The sequence below is a fragment of the Pseudomonas sp. NPDC086251 genome, assembly GCF_044746405.1.
Lineage (GTDB): Bacteria > Pseudomonadota > Gammaproteobacteria > Pseudomonadales > Pseudomonadaceae > Aquipseudomonas.
Map to the genome: position 1 here is coordinate 1 of NZ_JBIVBY010000013.1, position 20248 is coordinate 20248.

A 20248-nucleotide genomic window follows, 5' to 3' on the forward strand; every position below is an offset into this window, starting at 1 on the left:
TCCACCGAACAATCCCCACCTCGAGATTGTGAAGCAGTCCCGCAAACCGGGGGACAACTCGGCGGCAAGTCTAACAGAACTTGCCTACACGTAAGAGATATTTGCGCCGAACTAAGTTTCAGCAATGCCTGCAAATTTCTCACGCAATTTGTCTAGAGCGCGTTTGTACCGCATTTTTGTTGCACTCAAACCCATGTGCATGATGTCTGCGATCTCCTGAAACTCCAGCTCTGCGACAAATCGTAGCACCAGAATTTCACGGTCAATCGGGTTCACATACACCAGCCAGCGATCGAGTCCGCCCTTTTCCTCGGGTTTCGGCGCCTTCTCTTCAGACGCTTCCTCAAGGGGGTCCAGACTCAAAGCATCCATCAAGCGACGCTTTCGCCGTTCTTTCCGATACTGCGTGATGCACTCGTTGTACGTGATGCTATAGAGCCATGTCTTGAACTTCGATTTGCCCTCGAAGTTCTTCAAGCCGTAAAGCACCTTCAACATCACTTCCTGACAGACATCGTCTGCATCTCGATCGTTCCCAAGATATCGTGCACAGACGTTAAATAATGTTCGTTGGTAACGCCGCATCAGTTCTTCATAGGCGCGCGTTACGTGAAACAGCTCGGTGTGCGAGCGCGCGACCAACTCCTCATCAGAGAGCTCGCGGGGGTCGTAGCGCGTGGAGAGCGATTGAGCTTTATTCAAAACAAGTCGGGCCGACAGTCAGGTCAATGTCCGCCGCAGCCCTTCAGGGCATTTAGCGGCGGCATACATTAGCAGGGTTTGCCGGGTTAGCGGCTACTCACATGCTGCTCCAGGAGGATCCGATTGGAGAGAGAGACTAGCTCACCCTCATCGGTCAGCAATGTGGTTTTAACCGTGCCGATCTCCTCGATCTGACCTTCGACCTCGCCAACACGCACTTGTTGCCCAACCTGATACAACTCACGCACGTAGATTCCCGCAAGAATCTGGCCGGCAATTTCCCGGCTTCCCAACCCCATGGCCAGCGCAACCGCCAGACCAACGGTAATCAAAACAATCACAATCACATGGTTCAGAAGGTCAGTCTTGACCTCCAACTGGCTGATTGCCACCGAAATACTGATGATAATCACCAGGCCCTGGGCAATTCGCCCCAGACCGGCGGCGTAATCCAGCCCTACACCCTCTGCCGCACCACGCACCAGCCCATTGGCCAGTTGCGCCAGCAATACACCCACCAACAGCACCAGCGCAGCACCGAATACCTTCGGCAGATACAGCGCAAGCATATCAAGCGTAGCTGAAACTCGCTCAAGTCCAAGGGATTCTGCCGCAGAAACCAGAAAAATCAGCAGAACGAACCAGTAGACAATCTTGCCGATCAACGTCGAGATCGGCACCTGGAGACCGGCCCGGGACAGCAATTTTGTCAGACCGGTGCCGCCCATCAGGCGATCGAGTCCCAGCTTGGCGAGCAACTTAGACAGCAAAGTGTCTAAAAGTTTCGCCACGACAAAACCTAGCAGCAATACAACCAACGCGCCAAACAGGTTCGGGATGAAATTTGCAACCTTGGTCCATAACGCAGTCATTGCAGTGACGAGGCTCTGTGTCCAGAGATCAAGTTCCATATTCAATCAGCCTTATCAGCAGTGCGAACGGTAGGTTTACGGTGACGGGAAACCGGCGAGACATGGGCCGATCCGTTATTCAGGGCGATCATCAGCGCGGGCAGCCAGCGGCCCAGCAGGCTGAACAGATCACCGGCGCCGACCTGGCGGTTGGCGGTTTTCAGTACACGGCCAAGGCACGCATCGTCGTCCCGAGTGGACGGTGATGCCTTGAGCATGTCACGCAAAGACTGTTCAAACGGATCGTGCATACGCACCTCTCGTGATGTCTGTGAAAGACGCGACCAAATTTGCCCGGGTCACATGGCTCACCTTCAGACCCAGCGCAAACGTCGGAATAACCACCACTGCCCGAGCGCCACCGAGACCATCATCAGGCAGGCAATCAGGAAGCCATAAGGGCTTGCCGAGAACGGAATTCCACCGACGTTGATGCCCAGAAGACCGGTCAGAAAACTCATCGGCAAAAAGATCCCGGTGATGATCCCGAAACGGTACATCGTGCGATTCATGCGCACGCTCAAACGTCTATCTTCGGCCTCAAGGACCAGCCCCACCCGCTCCCGGGTCAATTCCAGCTCTTCGAGATAGCGGGTCAGGCTGTTGTTCAATTCGTTCCAGTAATCGCCGTCATCCTCGACAAACCACGGCAGTTTTATCCGCGTCAGCTGAGCGAAAATATCCCGCTGCGGAGCGAGAAAGCGCTTCAACGCAGCAGCCCGCCGACGGATCTGCAAAATGGCGCCATGCTCGGGTGTATACCGTTCGTCGGCATCCAGCTTTTCTTCTTCCTCATCGACCACTTCCGAGAGGCAACTGACCAGATCCTGCACTTTGTTGGTGAGGAATTGCGCCATATAAAGGACGAGTTCGGAGGCGGTTTTGGGGCCTTTGCCTTCCGCGAGCTGTACCAACAACTCATCAGTGGCGCGCAAGGGACGCAAACGCAGGGAAATCACCCGTTGGGCCGAAGCGAAGATCCGCACCGAGACCATGTCTTCCGGCTCGGCGCCGGGGTTCAGGTTGACCCCACGCAAAAATAACAGCAGTTCGCTGTCGGAAAGCTGTAGAAGACGCGGTCGGGTGTTCTCTTCGAGCAGCAGGTCACAGCTGAATTCGCTCAGACCGCTGGATTTGCGCAGCCAGGTCTGGGTTTGCGGGTGACTGCGATCCCAGTGCAGCCACAGGCTTTCATGGGCCTGCAGCTGCAAGTCATCGAGTTCAGTCCGGGCTATCGAACGCGCACCGCCTTTTCCGTCCAGCACCAGGGCATGCACCAGCCCCCACTGCGCGTTTTCTTCCTCGAACATCCTCACCCCTTTGTTGGTCCAGCGCTTTATTCAGGCATTTTCAGCGGGCTTGGCGAGATGATCACGCCGTTGTTGTCCGCGTAAATGAAATGGCCCGGATGGAACGTCACGCCCGCAAAGGTCACCGCCACGTTGAGATCGCCGAGACCGCGCTTGTCGGTTTTCATCGGGTGGCTGGCCAGGGCCTGAACCCCCAGGTCGGTTTGGGCAATGACGTCGACGTCGCGGATGCAACCGTAGATCACCAGCCCTTCCCAGCCGTTACTGGCGGCTTTCTCGGCGATCATGTCGCCCAGCAGCGCTCGGCGCAGGGAACCGCCACCATCGACCACCAGCACCTTGCCATGCCCCTTGAGTTCGGCTTGCTCCTTGACCAGCGAGTTGTCTTCGAAGCACTTGATGGTGACGATTTCACCGCCGAAGGAATCACGGCCGCCGAAATTGCTGAACATCGGTTCCAGCACCTGCACCAGCTCTGGATAGGCGTCGCACAGGTCAGGCGTGAGGTAATGGTTCATCGAGAAACTCCTGTAAAGAGGAAGGCACATCGAGGATGTCGCAAAGTGACCAGAAAAGCTCAATGCGTCATATCTTAGCCGCAAGCCGATCAGAGCGAAATGCCCTTGTTAGAGCATCAGGCTCAAACTGCCGCGGCCAAATCCGGCTTCCCACCCAGTAACGGCGTTTGCTGATCCGCCAGCCAGCGGGCCACCAACGGCCAGACTTCAGTCTGGGCGGCTTTGCTGACGAGCATTTCCACGTGACCGAAATTATCGCCAAAGCCCTGCTCGCGTCCCAGGTTGATAAATTGCTTGTGCTCGGAGCCCACCTGATCGAACAACTTGCGACAGGCCCAGGCCGGGTCCTGATGATCGCCCGCTGCGCTCACGGCCAGTACGGGTAACTGAACCTCCGCCAACCCAGCCCACCAATCCTTGTCGGCATCACCGAAGCGCCCGAACAGGCCGTACCAGCGCATGCTTTCCAGGGCCAGGCCAATCGGCTCGTCCTCCGGGCCACGCTTGAGCCGGGAACCGGACAGTTGGGCAAAACGCTTGAGAATGAAGCGTCCGCTCCACTCCACCGGCGGGATCTTCAACGGCCAGTAGGTGCGGCTGACCTGCGTACCGAAAAACGCCGCAGAGGCCACGACCGGTTCGCCGATGTACTCACCGCCCAATGCCGCCGCCAGGGTAATCCCGCCCAGCGAGTGACCAATCCAGTGCGGGACCTGGCCACTTTGCTCACGTACGAACGCGCCAATGGCCGGCAGATCGTAGCGCGCATAGTCGGATACGCGGTTCTTGCGGTAGTCGTGGTTGCGCTGGGACAGGCCATGACCGCGCATTTCCGGAATCCACACGTCGAACCCCAGGCGAGTCAGGTAAGCGCCCAACCCCAGGCCTTTCGGGGAAAACCAGAAGCGTCGATTGGAAAAACTGCCGTGCAACAGGATCACCGGCACGCCACGCACGGACGATTCATCGGCCAGGCCGAGGCGGGTTACAGCCAGTTCGACGGTGCCGTCGGGGCTGTTGCCAGGTTTCAAACGATAGACGTCTTCGCTCAGATCGCCGCGCCGCTCGGCGCTGATCAGGGCGACAGGAAATAGGTTGCTGCTGCTTTGCATAATGCTCTTGCACAAAAAAGGGCGGCTTCCAGAGGAGCCCGCCCTGCTTGAATCTTAATGGAACCGGTCATCGACCGCGCCGCCAATCATTGTAGGAGCGAGCTTGCTCGCGATGGACTTCAAAACAGCGCGTTTATCCAGCAAGCACGCGTTTTCGTTAGCGACCATCGCGAGCGAGCTCGCTCCTACAGCAACATCATCAAGCCGAGGCTTGACCTTCAGCCAGGAAGAACCAGGTTTCCAGTACGGAATCGGGGTTCAGCGAAACGCTTTCAATGCCCTGCTCCATCAGCCACTTGGCCAGATCAGGGTGGTCCGAAGGGCCCTGACCGCAAATGCCGATGTACTTGCCCGCCTTGTTGCACGCGGCAATGGCGTTCGCCAGCAGCTTCTTGACCGCAGGGTTACGCTCGTCGAACAGGTGAGCGATGATCCCGGAGTCACGGTCCAGGCCCAGGGTCAACTGGGTCAGGTCGTTGGAGCCGATGGAGAAGCCATCGAAGAACTCGAGGAATTCTTCAGCCAAAATTGCGTTGGACGGCAGTTCGCACATCATGATGATGCGCAGGCCGTTTTCGCCACGCTTCAAGCCGTTTTCCGCCAGCAGGTCGATGACCTGGCTCGCTTCGCCCAGGGTACGGACGAATGGCACCATGATTTCGACGTTGGTCAGGCCCATCTCGTTGCGCACGCGCTTGAGGGCACGGCATTCGAGTTCGAAGCAGTCGCGGAACGATTCGCTGATGTAACGCGAAGCGCCACGGAAGCCCAGCATCGGGTTTTCTTCTTCCGGCTCGTACAGTTTGCCGCCGATCAGGTTCGCGTATTCGTTGGACTTGAAGTCCGACAGACGCACGATGACCTTTTTCGGGGTGAACGCAGCGGCCAGGGTGCTGATGCCCTCAACCAGCTTCTCGACGTAGAAGCCGACCGGATCGTCGTAGCCGGCAATCCGCTTGTCGACGCTGTCCTTGATGTCCTGCGGCAGCCCGGCGTAGTTCAGCAGCGCCTTGGGGTGCACGCCGATCATGCGGTTGATGATGAATTCCAGACGGGCCAGGCCCACACCGGCGTTCGGCAGCTGCGCGAAGTCGAAGGCGCGGTCCGGGTTACCGACGTTCATCATGATCTTGAACGGCAGATCAGGCATGGCGTCGACGGAGTTTTTCTTGATGTCGAAGCCCAGTTCGCCTTCGAAGATGTAGCCGGTGTCGCCTTCAGCGCAGGAAACGGTCACGCCCTGGCCGTCTTGCAACAGCTGGGTGGCGTTGCCGCAACCGACCACGGCCGGGATGCCCAGCTCGCGAGCGATGATCGCCGCGTGGCAGGTACGACCGCCACGGTTGGTGACGATGGCGCTGGCGCGCTTCATGACCGGTTCCCAGTCCGGGTCGGTCATGTCGGAAACCAGCACGTCGCCTGGCTGGACTTTGTCCATCTCGGACACGTCCTTGATGATGCGGACCTTGCCGGCGCCAATGCGCTGGCCGATGGCGCGACCTTCAACCAGCACGGTGCCGGTTTCTTTCAACAGGTAACGCTCCATGACGTTGGCCTGGGTGCGACTCTTCACGGTTTCAGGACGGGCCTGAACGATGTAGAGCTTGCCGTCGTCGCCGTCTTTGGCCCACTCGATGTCCATCGGGCACTTGTAGTGCTTCTCGATGATCATCGCTTGCTTGGCCAGTTCGCTGACTTCGGCGTCGGTCAGGCAGAAACGTGCACGATCAGCTTTGTCGACGTCGATGGTCTTGACCGACTTACCGGCCGTGGCCACTTCGCCGTAGATCATCTTGATGGCTTTGCTGCCCAGGTTGCGACGCAGGATGGCCGGACGACCGGCGGCCAGCGTGCCCTTGTGGACGTAGAACTCATCCGGGTTCACCGCGCCTTGTACGACGGTTTCACCCAGGCCGTAGGCGCCGGTGATGAACACCACGTCACGGAAGCCCGATTCGGTATCGAGGGTGAACATCACGCCGGCGGTGCCGGTTTCGGAGCGGACCATGCGCTGCACACCGGCCGACAGGGCTACCAGCTTGTGGTCGAAGCCCTGGTGGACGCGGTAGGAAATGGCGCGGTCGTTAAACAGTGAAGCGAACACCTCTTTGGCGGCGCGAATGACGTTTTCGACACCACGGATGTTCAGGAAGGTTTCCTGCTGACCGGCGAAGGAAGCGTCCGGCAGGTCTTCGGCGGTAGCGGAAGAGCGCACCGCCACGGCCATGTCAGGGTTGCCGGCCGACAGTGTGGCGAACGCAGTGCGGATCTCGGCGTTGAGCTTCTCGGGGAACTCGGCTTCCATGATCCACTGACGGATCTGGGCGCCGGTCTTGGCAAGGGCATTGACATCGTCGACGTCCAGGGCGTCGAGGGCGGCGTGGATCTGATCGTTCAGGCCGCTCAGTTCGAGAAAATCACGATAAGCCTGAGCTGTCGTGGCGAAGCCACCGGGCACCGATACACCGGCACCTGCAAGGTTACTGATCATCTCGCCAAGGGATGCGTTCTTGCCCCCTACGTGCTCTACATCATGGACGCCGAGCTTATCGAGGGAAACTACGTACTCTACCAAGGTGATCTCTCCACTAACTGTGTTGGAAAAGCTCAGAAGCCGGCTGCTCGGGGGAGCGTTTGCCAGCTGTATGGCCTGGACCTGGAAAATAAGTGAGAATGCGGGCCACTGGCGGCCAGCAAATCGCGCCTATCATATCCAAGAATGATCATTAGCTTAAGGCCCAAGGTGCAAATGAAACGATCTGCTTTCTTTATTTCCGACGGCACCGGCATCACTGCCGAGACCCTTGGCCAAAGCCTCTTGGCGCAGTTCGAGAACATTACCTTCAGCAAATTCACGCGTCCGTATATCGACAACGTGGATAAAGCGCGGGCCATGGTACAACAAATCAACAAAGCCGCCGAAAACGACGGCTTTCGGCCGATCATCTTCGACACCATCGTCAACCAGGACATTCGTGAGATCCTCGCAACGTCCAATGGTTTCATGATCGACATTTTCTCGACCTTCCTGGCGCCGCTTGAACAGGAACTGACCGAGCATTCTTCCTACACCGTTGGCAAATCGCACTCGATTGGCAGCAGCACCAATTACATGGAGCGCATCGAGGCGGTGAACTTCGCCCTCGACAACGACGACGGCGCCCGTACGCACTATTACGACAAGGCCGACCTGATCCTGGTGGGCGTGTCGCGCTGCGGCAAAACCCCGACCTGCCTGTACATGGCCATGCAATTCGGCATCCGCGCGGCCAACTACCCGTTGACCGAAGACGACATGGAGCGCCTGCAACTGCCCAACGCGCTGCGCGCCCACCAGCACAAGCTGTTCGGCCTGACCATCGACCCGGACCGCCTCACCGCGATCCGCAACGAACGCAAGCCCAACAGCCGCTATTCGAGTTATGCACAGTGCGAATTCGAAGTGCGCGAGGTGGAGAACCTGTTCCGCCGCGAGAACATCCCGAACATCAATTCCACGCATTTTTCGGTGGAAGAGATTTCGGCGAAGATTCTGGTGGAGAAAGGTGTTGAGCGGCGGTTCAAGTAGTTCTTTAGCGTCTGTTGCACCGCCTTCGCGAGCAAGCCCGCTTCCACATTTGACCGAGTCTCGGCAAAGGTACGCGGTCAAATGTGGGAGCGGGCTTGCTCGCGAAGAACGATTACACGGTCTCTCCCAATGCCCCCGCCAACGCCTCAAACCCTCGAAGCAACAACCGATCATCCCCCGTTGAATGACACACACTCGCCCTGATGAACTGCGGCACCGCGCCATGCCCAACCGCAAACATCTCGGCCGTAGCCACCAGATAGTTGTTTTCCTTCAACTCCGCAGCAATCTGCGAGGCCCGCCACGGCTCAGGCACTTCGATCCAGAAATGCGGACTGTGAGGATGGGTTTTGAACACCAGACCGTCCAACTGCCCGCTGACCAACGCCTTGCGCCGGCCAATCTCGACAATCTGCTGGCCCAGCAACTGCTGTGCAACGCCGTTTTCTATCCACTGGCTCGCCACTTCCAGCGTCAACGGGCTGGCCATCCAGCACGTCCCGCGCACTGCCGCACTCAAGCGTCCGATCAACGGTTGTGGCGCATGCAGGTAACCGACCCGCAACCCCGCCGAAACCGCCTTGCTCAGGCTGCCAATCAGCACCGAGCGCTCCGGGGCGAAATGGCTCAACGGTAACGGACGCTGTTGAGCCAATACCGCGTGGGCCTCGTCCTCGAAGATCAACAGATTATTCTGCCGGCAGACCTCTGCAATCGCCTCGCGCCGTGCGACCGACATCACTGCCGCCGTAGGATTCTGGATTGTCGGCGTGCAATACAGCGCTGAGACGCGATGGTGACGGCAAACCTCCTCGAGGGCAGCGGGATCCAGTCCTTCATCATCCATCGCTACGCCGATGAGTTTTATCCCCAGCAGGCGTGCGGCGCTGATCAATCCTGGGTAGGTCAGGTGTTCGGTCACCACGGTGTCGCCAGCCTTGAGCAACCCCATCAATGCACACAACAAACCGTGCTGACCGCCGTTCACGCAGACGATCTGCTCGGCGCTCGGAACAAACGCCCCGTGCCGGAGCCAATGCGCGCCCGCCGCTCGGTAGCGGGGCAGTCCGGCCTCGGCGGTGTAGACACCGAGGTGTTGCATCGCGTGGGGATCGAGGGCCAAGGCTCGTAGAGTCTGACTCAGGAAATGCGCTTCCTGTCCCGGAATCGGCTGATTGCGGCTCATGTCGAAAAACGGCCGGGGTTCATCGCTGACATTGCGAAAGCCGACGTCTCGCGGACGCTCCATCCCCCGCTGACGCACATAAGTGCCGTCTCCTACACGGGCGACCACCAACCCCACACGTTCCAGTTCGCCATACGCGCGACTGATGGTGCCAATGGTGACGCCCAGGCTATCCGCCAACAGTCGATGCGGCGGCAATTTGCAGCCGGGTTCGATCAGCCCTTCAGCAATGCCTTTTTCAACCGCGTCGGCGAGGCGTTTGTACTTCACGCCCAGACCGTTGGCGAGGCCGTCGCGCAGGATTGACACCATGGCAATACTTACTTTGACAGTCATTACAGCCCCGAATAGCGTGCTTGAAACAGGTTCAATCAGGGATAGACCTTTTGCCTTTAAAGGTCAATTCCGACAACAACAGGAATCGAGCATGTCCATCGCTATCGGCGCGCCTGCAAGCATTCGTAAACCCTGGTTGACCGCGTTGGTCACCAGCACGTTGTTTCTCATCGTGTGCCTGAGTTGGGGGACGACGTGGCTGGGGATAAAAATCGCCGTGGAAAGCGTGCCGCCGCTGACGGCTGCCGGCCTGCGGTTCCTGATCGCCTTCCCGCTGTTTCTCTGCTTCGCCCGGCTGCGTCGTGAGCCGCTGCTGTTTCCCAGGGAAAGCCGCTGGTTCTTTGTGTTCGTCACGCTGTCGTATTTCAGCCTGCCGTACTACTTGCTCAACTACGGCGAAATGCACGTTTCGTCCGGTCTGTCGGCGCTGCTGTTCAGCTGCATGCCGGTGTTTATCCTGCTGTTTTCCGCGCTGTTTCTGCGGGAGAAAATCTACCCTTCACAGGTGCTGGGCATCGCCATCGGCTTCGGCAGCCTGTTCATGATTATCCGCAGCCAAGGGCTGCATCTGGACCATGCCGAATTGTTCGGGGTGCTGGCGATTCTTTGCGCGGCGGTGATGCATGCGCTGTGTTACGTGGTGACCAAGAAACACGGCACGGCGATCAGCGTGATCACCTACAACACCCTGCCGATCGGCATCGCCGGGCTGATGCTGTTTGTCGCGGGATTAAGTGTTGAGGCGCCGGTGTTTGCGGCCATCAGCTTGCGCTCGTGGAGCGCCCTGCTCTATCTCGGGCTGGTGGCGTCGGTGGGTGGATTTATCGTTTACTTTTTGCTGCTCAAACGACTGAGCCCGATCATTTTGTCGTTTGTGTTCATTATTTTTCCGGTGTTCGCGGTAGTGATGGGTGCGTGGTACGAAGGGCAGGTCATTTCTCGAGAACTTGTGATCTATTCGGCGGTATTGCTGACGGGGTTTGCCATCACCAAATTGCCCATCGAGAAATGGCTCAACGGTTGAACACATTCCTGTAGGAGCCAGGCTTGCCGGCGAAGGCGCCCTCAAGAACGCCTTCGCCGGCAAGCCTGGCTCCTACAGGGATTGATGGGTGTCAGATCACGAATAGATCGACAAACCGATTCACCGGCGTGGCTTCAAGCTTCGCCTGATCGGTGCACAACGCAAAAATCTCGGCGCTGCGTTGCGCTGTAAAACGCGTCGCCAGATTGGCCTTGAACTTGTCCTCCAGCAGCGGGATGCCATCGACACGGCGACGACGGTGGCCGATCGGGTACTCCACCACCACGTTCTCGGTGCTGGAGCCGTCCTTGAAGAACACCTGAATGGCATTGGCGATCGAACGCTTGTCGGCCTCCAGGTATTCGCGGGTGTAGCGCGGCTCTTCGACGATGACCATTTTCTCGCGCAGCACATCGATGATCGGGTGCGCCGCATGGAACTCGTCTTCGTACTGCTCGGCCACCAGATTGCCGAACGCCAACGGCACGGCGGTCATGTACTGGATGCAATGGTCGCGATCCGCGGCGTTGGCCAACGGGCCGACCTTGGAAATGATGCGGATCGCCGATTCATGGGTGGTGATGACGATCCTGTCGATTTCGTGCAGGCGATTCCGGACTTGCGGATGCAGGGTGACCGCAGCTTCGCAAGCGGTTTGCGCGTGGAACTCGGCGGGGAAGCTGATCTTGAACAGTACGTTCTCCATCACATAACTGCCGTACTTGCGCGAGAAGCTGAACGTGCGTTTGTCTTCGGGCTTGAGCGCCAGATCATTGTTGGTGTGGCTGAACAACACGTCGTAGAAGCCCCATTGCTTGGCGGTCAGCACGCCGGGGATGCCCATTTCACCGCGCATCGCGATGTCTGCCAGGCGCACGCCACGACTCGACGCATCACCGGCCGCCCAGGACTTTCGCGACCCGGCGTTCGGCGCATGGCGGTAGGTGCGCAGCGCCTGGCCATCGGCAAACGCGTGGGACAACGCCGATAGCAATTGCTCACGATTGGCGCCCATCAGTTTGGCCGTGACGGCGGTCGAGGCGACTTTCACCAGGATGACGTGATCGAGGCCTACACGGTTGAAGGAGTTTTCCAGGGCGATGACGCCCTGAATCTCGTGGGCCATGACCATGGCTTCGAGCACGGCGCGAACGGTCAGCGGCGCCTCGCCATTGGCCAGGCGTTTTTGCGACAGGTGATCGGCCACCGCGAGAATCCCCCCGAGGTTATCGGACGGATGGCCCCACTCGGCCGCGAGCCAGGTGTCGTTGTAATCGAGCCAGCGCACGATGCAGCCGATGTCCCAGGCCGCCTTGACCGGGTCGAGACGAAAACGGGTGCCCGGCACCCGGGCGCCAAAAGGCACGACGGTGCCCTCGACGATAGGGCCCAGGTGTTTGGTGCATTCGGGAAAGCGCAGGGCCAGCAGGCCGCAGCCTAGCGTGTCCATCAGGCAGTTGCGGGCGGTGTCCAACGCTTCTTGGGATTCGATGTTGAAGGTGAGGACATAGTCAGCGATGTCCTGCAGGACCGTGTCGTAGTCGGGGCGGTTGTTCAGGTCGACGTTGGCGCTCATGTTCGATTCACTCGGTCAGTGGTTCGTTGATGGGACCTCGGTTCAGGTAAATCTCGGTGTCTGCTTTCTTATTCTGAAAATGCAATCCCCCTGTAGGAGCTGTCGAGTGAAACGAGGCTGCGATCTTTAGATCTTGCTCTTTGAAAACAACATCAAAAGATCGCAGCCTCGTTTCACTCGACAGCTCCTACAGGGTTGGGGATCAGTTGGAGGCAAGGTTTGTGTTTGATTAGAAGGAATCACCCGGCACGCGGACGAAGCCTTCCATCAATACCCGTGCACTGCGGCTCATGATGGCTTTGTTCACGGTCCATTCACCGTTGACCTGGCTGGCCTCGGCGCCTACGCGTAAGGTGCCCGACGGATGGCCGAAGCGCACGGCGTTGCGTTCGATGCCGCCCGCCGCGAGGTTGACCAACGTGCCGGAGATTGCCGCGGCCGTGCCAATCGCCACGGCTGCCGTGCCCATCATTGCATGGTGCAACTTGCCCATGGACAACGCACGCACCAGCAAATCGACATCGCCGGCCGCGATGGCCTTGCCGCTGGACGCGACGTAATCAGCTGGCTTGGCCACGAACGCCACCTTGGGCGTGTGCTGACGCTTGGCCGCTTCGTCCAGGTCCTTGATCAGGCCCATACGCAACGCACCGTAAGCGCGGATGGTCTCGAACATCAGCAGCGCTTTCGGGTCACCGTTGATCGCGCCTTGCAGCTCGGTGCCGGTGTAGCCGATGTCTTCGGCGTTGACGAAGATGGTCGGGATGCCAGCGTTGATCATGGTCGCCTTGAAGGTGCCGACGCCGGGCACTTCCAGGTCATCCACCAGGTTGCCGGTGGGGAACATCGAACCGCCACCGCCCTCTTCTTCCGCTGCCGGGTCCATGAATTCGACCTGCACTTCGGCGGCCGGAAAGGTCACACCGTCGAGTTCGAAATCGCCGGTTTCCTGCACTTCACCGTTGGTGATTGGCACGTGGGCGATGATGGTCTTGCCGATGTTGGCCTGCCACACGCGCACCACGGCCACGCCGTTCTGCGGGATGCGGCTGGCGTCCACCAGGCCGTTGCTGATGGCGAACGAACCGACGGCGGCCGACAGGTTGCCGCAGTTGCCGCTCCAGTCGACGAAAGGCTTGTCGATGGACACCTGACCGAACAGGTAATCGACGTCGTGATCGGCCTTGATGCTTTTCGACAGGATCACGGTTTTGCTGGTGCTGGACGTCGCGCCGCCCATGCCGTCGATTTGCTTGTCGTACGGGTCGGGGCTGCCGATAACGCGCAGCAACAAGGCATCGCGCGCCGGGCCAGGAATCTGTGCCGCTTCGGGCAGGTCTTGCAGGCTGAAGAACACGCCTTTACTGGTGCCGCCACGCATGTAGGTGGCGGGGATCTTGATTTGAGGTGCGTGAGCCATAGTGTTCCCTATCAGCAGACACGGGACCGAACGTCCCGTGTCGCGTAGCGTGTGTTAGACGGCGACCGCCGATTCTTCGAGGAAGTCCTGGGCGAAGCGTTGCAGCACGCCACCGGCCTCGTAGATCGACACTTCTTCGGCGGTGTCGAGGCGGCAGGTCACCGGCACGTCGACGCGTTCGCCGTTCTTGCGGTTGATCACCAGCGTCAGTTCGGCACGCGGCGTACGCTCACCGATCACGTCGTAGGTTTCGCTGCCGTCGATGTTCAGCGTGTGACGATCAGTGCCCGGTTTGAACTCCAGCGGCAACACGCCCATGCCCACCAGGTTGGTGCGGTGAATACGCTCGAAGCCTTCGGCGGCAATCGCTTCGACACCGGCCAGACGCACGCCCTTCGCTGCCCAGTCGCGGGACGAGCCCTGACCGTAGTCGGCGCCGGCAATGATGATCAGCGGCTGCTTGCGTTCCATGTAGGTTTCGATGGCTTCCCACATGCGCATCACTTTGCCTTCCGGCTCGACGCGCGCCAGCGAACCCTGCTTGACCTTGCCATTTTCCTGGACCATTTCGTTGAACAGTTTCGGGTTGGCGAAGGTCGCGCGTTGCGCGGTCAAGTGGTCGCCACGGTGCGTGGCGTAAGAGTTGAAGTCCTCTTCCGGCAAGCCCATTTTCGCCAGGTATTCGCCGGCGGCGCTGTCGAGCATGATCGCGTTCGATGGCGACAAGTGATCGGTGGTGATGTTGTCCGGCAGCACGGCCAACGGACGCATGCCCTTGAGCGGACGTGCACCGGCCAATGCGCCTTCCCAGTACGGCGGACGGCGGATGTAGGTGCTCATTTCGCGCCAGTCATACAACGGCGTGACTTTCGGGCCGGTGTCTTCATGGATGGCGAACATCGGAATGTAGACCTGGCGGAACTGCTCCGGCTTGACCGAGGCTTTTACCACCGCGTCGATCTCTTCGTCGCTCGGCCAGATGTCTTTCAGGCGGATTTCCTTGCCCTCGGCGTCGAGGCCCAGCACGTCTTTTTCGATGTCGAAACGGATGGTCCCGGCGATGGCGTAAGCCACCACCAAAGGTGGCGAGGCGAGGAACGCGTTCTTCGCGTACGGGTGAATCCGCCCGTCGAAGTTACGGTTGCCGGACAGTACCGCAGTGGCGTACAGGTCGCGGTCGATGATCTCTTGCTGGATCACCGGGTCCAGTGCGCCGGACATGCCGTTGCAGGTGGTGCAAGCGAAGGCCACGACGCCGAAGCCGAGCTGTTCCAGCTCATCGGTCAGGCCCGCTTCATCGAGGTACAACGCCACGGTTTTCGAACCCGGCGCCAGGGACGATTTGACCCATGGCTTGCGGGTCAACCCGAGCTTGTTGGCATTGCGCGCCAGCAGGCCGGCGGCGATGACGTTGCGCGGGTTACTGGTGTTGGTGCAGCTGGTGATGGCGGCGATGATCACTGCGCCGTCCGGCATTTGCCCTGGCACATCGTCCCACTGGCCGGAGATGCCTTTGGCGGCCAGATCCGAAACCGCCACACGGGCGTGCGGGTTGCTCGGGCCGGCCATGTTGCGCACGACCGAGGACAGATCGAAAGTCAGGCCGCGCTCATACTGCGCGCCTTTGAGGCTGTCAGCCCACAGGCCGACCTGCTTGGCGTAGGTCTCGACCAACTGCACTTGCTCGTCTTCACGGCCGGTGAGTTTGAGGTAGTCGATGGTCTGCTGGTCGATGTAGAACATCGCCGCCGTGGCGCCGTATTCCGGGGCCATGTTGGAGATGGTCGCACGGTCGCCGAGGGTCAGCTTCGATGCGCCTTCGCCGAAGAACTCCAGCCACGCGCCGACGACTTTTTGCTGACGCAGGAACTCGGTCAGCGCCAGCACCATGTCGGTGGCGGTGATGCCCGGTTGCAGCTTGCCGGTCAATTCAACACCGACGCTTTCCGGCAGACGCATCCACGACGCGCGGCCGAGCATCACGCTTTCCGCTTCCAGGCCACCGACGCCGATGGCGATCACGCCCAGGGCATCGACGTGCGGGGTGTGGCTGTCGGTGCCGACGCAGGTATCAGGGAAAGCAACGCCGTCACGCACCTGGATCACCGGAGACATTTTCTCCAGGTTGATCTGGTGCATGATCCCGTTGCCCGGCGGGATCACGTCGACGTTCTTGAACGCCTTCTTGGTCCAGTTGATGAAGTGGAAACGGTCTTCGTTGCGACGGTCTTCGATGGCGCGGTTCTTCTCGAACGCCTCCGGATCGAAACCACCGCGCTCGACGGCCAGGGAGTGGTCGACGATCAGTTGCGTCGGCACCACCGGGTTGACTTGCGCCGGGTCGCCACCTTGCAGGGCGATGGCGTCACGCAGGCCGGCGAGGTCGACCAATGCGGTCTGGCCGAGGATGTCGTGGCACACCACGCGCGCCGGGAACCACGGGAAGTCGAGGTCGCGTTTGCGCTCGATGAATTGCTTGAGGGATTCGGTCAGCGTGGCCGGGTCGCAGCGACGCACCAGGTTTTCCGCCAGCACGCGGGAGGTGTACGGCAGAGTGTCGTAGGCGCCGGGCTGGATGGCTTCGACAGCCGCACGGACGTCGAAGTAATCCAGATGGCTGCCGGGCAGCGGTTTGCGGAATTCAGTGTTCATCGTCAGGACTCGGTCACGGTAGTTTCAAAAGGTGGGGCCTGGCACCGGGTTTGAATTGAAACCGGATCACATGTGGGAGCGGGCTTGCTCGCGAAAGCGGTATGTCAGTCGACATCAATGTTGAATGTCAGTCCGTCTTCGCGAGCAAGCCCGCTCCCACATTGGTTTCGGTTCCTTCAGTTATCGATACTCAGGCCACCCACCGGTCAGCGTTGTTCGATTGGCACGAACTTGCGCTGTTCGACGCCGACGTACTCGGCGCTTGGGCGGATGATGCGGTTGTTGGCACGTTGTTCGAACACATGCGCAGCCCAGCCGGTCAGGCGCGAGCAGACGAAGATCGGTGTGAACAACTTGGTCGGAATACCCATGAAATGGTACGTCGACGCATGGTAGAAGTCGGCGTTCGGGAACAGCTTCTTCTGTTCCCACATGGTCTTGTCGATGGCCTCGGACACCGGGAACAACACCGTGTCGCCCACTTCGTCAGCGAGTTTTTTCGACCAGCCCTTGATCACCTCGTTGCGCGGATCGTTGTCCTTATAGATCGCGTGGCCGAAGCCCATGATCTTGTCCTTGCGCTCGAGCATGCCGAGGGTGCCTTTGATCGCCTCTTCCGGCGAGCTGAAGCGTTCGATCATTTCCATCGCCGCTTCGTTGGCGCCGCCGTGCAGCGGACCGCGCAGCGAGCCGATGGCAGCAGTGATGCAAGAGAACATGTCCGACAGGGTCGATGCGCACACCCGCGCGGTGAAGGTCGATGCGTTGAATTCGTGTTCCGCGTAGAGGATCAGCGAAACGTTCATCACCTTGACGTGCAACTCGCTCGGCTTCTTGTCATGCAGCAGGTGCAGGAAGTGGCCGCCGATCGATTGTTCGTCGCTCACGCAGCTGATGCGCTTGCCGTCGTGGCTGAAGCGATACCAGTAGCACATGATCGCCGGGAACGCGGCCAACAGACGGTCGGTGACGTCGTGTTGTTCGGAGAAGTCCTTCTCCGGTTCGAGGTTGCCCAGGAACGAGCAACCGGTGCGCATCACGTCCATCGGATGGGCGTCGGCGGGAATGCGTTCCAGCACTTCTTTCAGCGCTTGCGGCAGGTCACGCAGTTTGCTCAGCTTGCTCACATAGGCAGCGAGTTGCGTTTTGGTCGGCAGCTCGCCGTACAGCAGCAGGTAAGCCACTTCTTCGAATTGTGCGTCAGCCGCCAGTTCGCGAACGTCGTAACCGCGATAGGTCAGACCGGCGCCCGACTGGCCCACGGTGGACAGTGCGGTTTGCCCGGCAACCTGGCCACGGAGCCCGGCGCCACTGAGTACTTTTGCTTCGGCCATTGCTGTCTCCAGTTTTCTTGAAATTTTTAGGGGAAACTTGTGGGAGCGAGCCTGCTCGCGATGGTGGACGCTACACCTCGGTGCATCAGGGACACCGCATTATCGTTAACGTCCATCGCGAGCAGGCTCGCTCCCACACGGGTGTTCATTACTTCTTGGCAGCAAACAACGCATCAAGCTTCTGTTCGAAGGTGTGGTAGTCGATGCGATCGTAAAGCTCCATGCGGGTCTGCATGGTGTCGATCACGTTCTGCTGCGTGCCGTCGCGGCGGATGGCGGTGTAGACGTTTTCCGCAGCCTTGTTCATCGCGCGGAAGGCCGACAACGGGTACAGCACCAGCGACACGTCGGCAGCGGCGAGTTGCTCGGTGGTGTACAGCGGGGTCGCGCCGAACTCGGTGATATTGGCCAGGATCGGCGCTTTCACGCGACTGGCGAACAGCTTGTACATTTCAAGTTCAGTGATGGCTTCCGGGAACACCATGTCGGCGCCGGCCTCGATGCACGCCGCGGCGCGATCCAGTGCGGACTCCAGACCTTCCACCGCCAGGGCGTCGGTGCGGGCCATGATCACGAAGCTGTCATCGGTGCGCGCATCCACGGCGGCCTTGATCCGGTCGACCATTTCTCCCAGCGACACGATCTCTTTATTAGGGCGGTGACCGCAGCGCTTGGCGCCGACCTGGTCTTCGATGTGGATCGCCGCGGCGCCGAACTTGATCATCGCCTTGACGGTGCGCGCGACGTTGAACGCCGAGGAACCGAAACCGGTGTCCACGTCCACCAGCAGCGGCAGGTCGCAGACGTCAGTGATGCGGCGCACGTCGGTTAGCACGTCGTCCAGGCTGGTGATGCCCAGGTCCGGCACGCCGAGGGAGCCGGCAGCCACGCCGCCACCCGACAGGTAAATAGCCTTGAAACCGGCGCGCTTGGCCAGCAGCGCGTGGTTGGCGTTGATCGCGCCGACCACTTGCAGCGGATGTTCGCTGGCGACCGCATCGCGGAAACGCTGGCCTGGAGTGCTCTTGTTCAAACTCATGACTCACCTCGTTCAGTGGCTGTCGGGTTAGCGCCGTCCTGGTAATGACGGGCGATATTGCGTTTGGAGGCGCCGATGTGGCGGCGCATCAACAACTCGGCCAGTTCACCGTCACGGTCGGCGATGGCGTCGAGAATTCGGTGGTGCTCGGCAAAGGCCTGGCGCGGGCGATTGGGCGTGGTGGAAAACTGGATGCGGTACATGCGCACCAGTTGATACAGCTCGCCGCAGAGCATTTGCGTCAAAGTGCGGTTGCCGCTGCCCTGGATGATTCGGTAATGAAAGTCGAAATCGCCTTCCTGCTGGTAGTAGCCGACACCGGCCTGAAACGCCGCATCGCGCTCGTGGGTTTCGAGGACCCGGCGCAGTTCGTCGATTTCTTCGAGGGTCATGCGTTCGGCTGCCAGGCGGCAGGCCATGCCTTCGAGGGACTCGCGAATTTCGTAGAGTTCCAGCAGTTCGGCATGATTGAGCGACACCACCCGCGCCCCGACGTGCGGTACGCGCACCAGCAGGCGCTGGCCTTCGAGGCGGTGGATCGCCTCGCGCAGCGGCCCGCGGCTGATGCCATAGGTACGCGCCAGTTCCGGCTCGGAGATCTTGCTGCCCGGGGCGATCTCGCCCTTGACGATGGCCGCCTGAATGCGTCGGAAGACGTTCTCGGAAAGCGTTTCCGAATCGTCTTGAGCAATGACCGGGGGATCGAGTTGATCCAGCATATTGTCGACACCTTGAAAGCTGATGCCGCAAAAACTAGCGAATACAGGCCAAATAGTCAAAGAGAAAATCGGTATTGTCGACAATCGTCTAATAACCGGCCGCACCATAACGAAGCAGCACATCTGTTTATAGCCGCCTGCCAGCGCTGGCGCCATACACCCACCGTGCTAGAATGCCGCCCGCATTTGTCTGTGACATCTGCACTGCTTGTCATAAACAGCTGATAGGCATACGAGGGAGCTTGCGCAGCGATGCCAGGGCCTTGAATCGAAACACGGACCGCTGCGCACCAGGATTTATGAGACTCAAGCCCTTCCCCGCTTTCCTTTACCTACTGTGCCTGCCCGGTGTTGCCGCGGCGGGGGGAAAGACCGTGTACGGCCTCAATGAGTACGCGTCCCTGGACGGCATCGACCTGGAAGTCGCCGCCAAACTCGACACCGGGGCGAAAACCGCGTCCCTGAGCGCCCGTGACATCAAGCGCTTCAAACGCAATGGCGAATCCTGGGTGCGCTTTTATCTGGCGATCGACGCCGCTCATTCGCACCCGATCGAACGCCCGCTGGCCCGCGTCAGCAAGATCAAGCGCCGGGCCGGCGACTACGACCCGGACGAGGGCAAGAAGTACACCGCCCGTCCGGTGATCGAGCTGGATATCTGCATGGGTTCGGCTTTACGCAGCATAGAAGTGAACTTGACCGACCGCAGCGCCTTCCAATACCCGCTCCTGATCGGCTCCGAAGCGCTCAAACGCTTCGATGCGCTGGTCGACCCCAGCCTTAAATACGCTGCTGGCAAACCCGCCTGCGCCACCGACGCACATACCGCAGAGTAATTCCA

Annotated in this window: 17 protein-coding genes; 3 read left to right on the forward strand and 14 right to left on the reverse strand. The window is 59.8% G+C overall.

Going from position 1 to position 20248, the window contains the following annotated elements:
* Positions 1 to 111: 111 nt before the first annotated feature.
* The 7 genes from sigX to ppsA form a co-directional block, all read right to left on the reverse strand.
* Positions 112 to 702 carry an RNA polymerase sigma factor SigX gene (gene sigX / locus ACIPL2_RS16660; RefSeq protein ID WP_017337463.1) on the reverse strand — a complete coding sequence of 197 codons (591 nt, stop codon included), beginning with the start codon at positions 700 to 702 and terminating at the stop codon, positions 112 to 114.
* Positions 703 to 788: 86 nt separating this feature from the next.
* Positions 789 to 1613 carry a mechanosensitive ion channel family protein gene (locus ACIPL2_RS16665; RefSeq protein ID WP_008027407.1) on the reverse strand — a complete coding sequence of 275 codons (825 nt, stop codon included), beginning with the start codon at positions 1611 to 1613 and terminating at the stop codon, positions 789 to 791.
* 2 nt (positions 1614 to 1615) lie between these two features.
* Complete coding sequence (locus ACIPL2_RS16670; protein ID WP_045060997.1) at positions 1616 to 1864, reverse strand: hypothetical protein; 249 nt, start codon at positions 1862 to 1864, stop codon at positions 1616 to 1618.
* A gap of 63 nt (positions 1865 to 1927) precedes the next feature.
* The gene (locus ACIPL2_RS16675) at positions 1928 to 2923 is read right to left on the reverse strand and encodes a zinc transporter ZntB (RefSeq protein ID WP_401357986.1); all 996 of its coding nucleotides are present in this window, start codon (positions 2921 to 2923) and stop codon (positions 1928 to 1930) included.
* 26 nt (positions 2924 to 2949) lie between these two features.
* Positions 2950 to 3441: a ribonuclease E activity regulator RraA gene (rraA, locus tag ACIPL2_RS16680; protein ID WP_401357988.1), complete on the reverse strand. Its 492-nt coding sequence runs from the start codon at positions 3439 to 3441 to the stop codon at positions 2950 to 2952.
* 122 nt (positions 3442 to 3563) lie between these two features.
* The gene (locus ACIPL2_RS16685) at positions 3564 to 4553 is read right to left on the reverse strand and encodes an alpha/beta fold hydrolase (protein WP_401357989.1); all 990 of its coding nucleotides are present in this window, start codon (positions 4551 to 4553) and stop codon (positions 3564 to 3566) included.
* 199 nt (positions 4554 to 4752) lie between these two features.
* A complete protein-coding gene (ppsA, locus tag ACIPL2_RS16690; protein WP_401357991.1) occupies positions 4753 to 7128 on the reverse strand; it encodes a phosphoenolpyruvate synthase in 2376 nt (791 codons plus the stop codon).
* Positions 7129 to 7302: 174 nt separating this feature from the next.
* Here ppsA and ACIPL2_RS16695 point away from each other — a divergent pair, with 174 nt between their 5' ends.
* Positions 7303 to 8121, forward strand: coding sequence for a pyruvate, water dikinase regulatory protein (locus ACIPL2_RS16695; RefSeq protein ID WP_401357992.1), 819 nt, complete (start codon positions 7303 to 7305; stop codon positions 8119 to 8121).
* Between the two features lie 112 nt (positions 8122 to 8233).
* On the opposite strand, the gene ACIPL2_RS16700 is transcribed toward ACIPL2_RS16695, so the two are convergent.
* A complete protein-coding gene (locus ACIPL2_RS16700) occupies positions 8234 to 9643 on the reverse strand; it encodes a PLP-dependent aminotransferase family protein (RefSeq protein ID WP_401357993.1) in 1410 nt (469 codons plus the stop codon).
* 136 nt (positions 9644 to 9779) lie between these two features.
* Here ACIPL2_RS16700 and ACIPL2_RS16705 point away from each other — a divergent pair, with 136 nt between their 5' ends.
* Positions 9780 to 10667 carry a DMT family transporter gene (locus ACIPL2_RS16705; RefSeq protein WP_401358227.1) on the forward strand — a complete coding sequence of 296 codons (888 nt, stop codon included), beginning with the start codon at positions 9780 to 9782 and terminating at the stop codon, positions 10665 to 10667.
* A gap of 91 nt (positions 10668 to 10758) precedes the next feature.
* Here the strand turns inward: ACIPL2_RS16705 and prpD are convergent, their stop codons facing one another.
* From prpD to ACIPL2_RS16735, 6 genes are all read right to left on the reverse strand, one after another.
* A complete protein-coding gene (gene prpD, locus ACIPL2_RS16710) occupies positions 10759 to 12243 on the reverse strand; it encodes a 2-methylcitrate dehydratase (RefSeq protein ID WP_401357994.1) in 1485 nt (494 codons plus the stop codon).
* Positions 12244 to 12472: 229 nt separating this feature from the next.
* Positions 12473 to 13663 carry a 2-methylaconitate cis-trans isomerase PrpF gene (prpF, locus tag ACIPL2_RS16715; protein WP_059404634.1) on the reverse strand — a complete coding sequence of 397 codons (1191 nt, stop codon included), beginning with the start codon at positions 13661 to 13663 and terminating at the stop codon, positions 12473 to 12475.
* Between the two features lie 54 nt (positions 13664 to 13717).
* Complete coding sequence (gene acnD, locus ACIPL2_RS16720) at positions 13718 to 16315, reverse strand: Fe/S-dependent 2-methylisocitrate dehydratase AcnD (RefSeq protein WP_401357996.1); 2598 nt, start codon at positions 16313 to 16315, stop codon at positions 13718 to 13720.
* A 206-nt stretch (positions 16316 to 16521) separates the two neighbouring features.
* Positions 16522 to 17649, reverse strand: coding sequence for a 2-methylcitrate synthase (prpC, locus tag ACIPL2_RS16725; protein ID WP_401357997.1), 1128 nt, complete (start codon positions 17647 to 17649; stop codon positions 16522 to 16524).
* A gap of 148 nt (positions 17650 to 17797) precedes the next feature.
* Positions 17798 to 18688 (reverse strand): methylisocitrate lyase, encoded by an 891-nt coding sequence (prpB, locus tag ACIPL2_RS16730; RefSeq protein WP_401357998.1) that lies wholly within the window; start codon positions 18686 to 18688, stop codon positions 17798 to 17800.
* Positions 18685 to 19404, reverse strand: coding sequence for a GntR family transcriptional regulator (locus tag ACIPL2_RS16735; RefSeq protein ID WP_177333652.1), 720 nt, complete (start codon positions 19402 to 19404; stop codon positions 18685 to 18687). Before ACIPL2_RS16735 ends, prpB begins: the two co-directional genes overlap by 4 nt.
* Before the next feature lie 302 nt (positions 19405 to 19706).
* Between ACIPL2_RS16735 and ACIPL2_RS16740 the strand changes: the two genes are divergently transcribed.
* On the forward strand, positions 19707 to 20243 hold the full coding sequence (locus ACIPL2_RS16740; RefSeq protein WP_401358000.1) for an ATP-dependent zinc protease: 537 nt from the start codon (positions 19707 to 19709) through the stop codon (positions 20241 to 20243).
* The last annotated feature ends 5 nt before the right edge of the window (positions 20244 to 20248 follow it).

Excerpts from the sequence above, each read along its gene's own strand:
- ACIPL2_RS16665 (WP_008027407.1), bottom strand. The coding sequence starts at position 1,613 with ATGGAACTTGATCTCTGGACACAGAGCCTCGTCACTGCAATGACTGCG.
- ACIPL2_RS16670 (WP_045060997.1), bottom strand. The coding sequence starts at position 1,864 with ATGCACGATCCGTTTGAACAGTCTTTGCGTGACATGCTCAAGGCATCA.
- ACIPL2_RS16675 (WP_401357986.1), bottom strand. The coding sequence starts at position 2,923 with ATGTTCGAGGAAGAAAACGCGCAGTGGGGGCTGGTGCATGCCCTGGTG.
- rraA (WP_401357988.1), bottom strand. The coding sequence starts at position 3,441 with ATGAACCATTACCTCACGCCTGACCTGTGCGACGCCTATCCAGAGCTG.
- ACIPL2_RS16685 (WP_401357989.1), bottom strand. The coding sequence starts at position 4,553 with ATGCAAAGCAGCAGCAACCTATTTCCTGTCGCCCTGATCAGCGCCGAG.
- ACIPL2_RS16695 (WP_401357992.1), top strand. The coding sequence starts at position 7,303 with ATGAAACGATCTGCTTTCTTTATTTCCGACGGCACCGGCATCACTGCC.
- ACIPL2_RS16700 (WP_401357993.1), bottom strand. The coding sequence starts at position 9,643 with ATGACTGTCAAAGTAAGTATTGCCATGGTGTCAATCCTGCGCGACGGC.
- prpD (WP_401357994.1), bottom strand. The coding sequence starts at position 12,243 with ATGAGCGCCAACGTCGACCTGAACAACCGCCCCGACTACGACACGGTC.
- prpF (WP_059404634.1), bottom strand. The coding sequence starts at position 13,663 with ATGGCTCACGCACCTCAAATCAAGATCCCCGCCACCTACATGCGTGGC.
- acnD (WP_401357996.1), bottom strand. The coding sequence starts at position 16,315 with ATGAACACTGAATTCCGCAAACCGCTGCCCGGCAGCCATCTGGATTAC.
- prpC (WP_401357997.1), bottom strand. The coding sequence starts at position 17,649 with ATGGCCGAAGCAAAAGTACTCAGTGGCGCCGGGCTCCGTGGCCAGGTT.
- prpB (WP_401357998.1), bottom strand. The coding sequence starts at position 18,688 with ATGAGTTTGAACAAGAGCACTCCAGGCCAGCGTTTCCGCGATGCGGTC.
- ACIPL2_RS16740 (WP_401358000.1), top strand. The coding sequence starts at position 19,707 with ATGAGACTCAAGCCCTTCCCCGCTTTCCTTTACCTACTGTGCCTGCCC.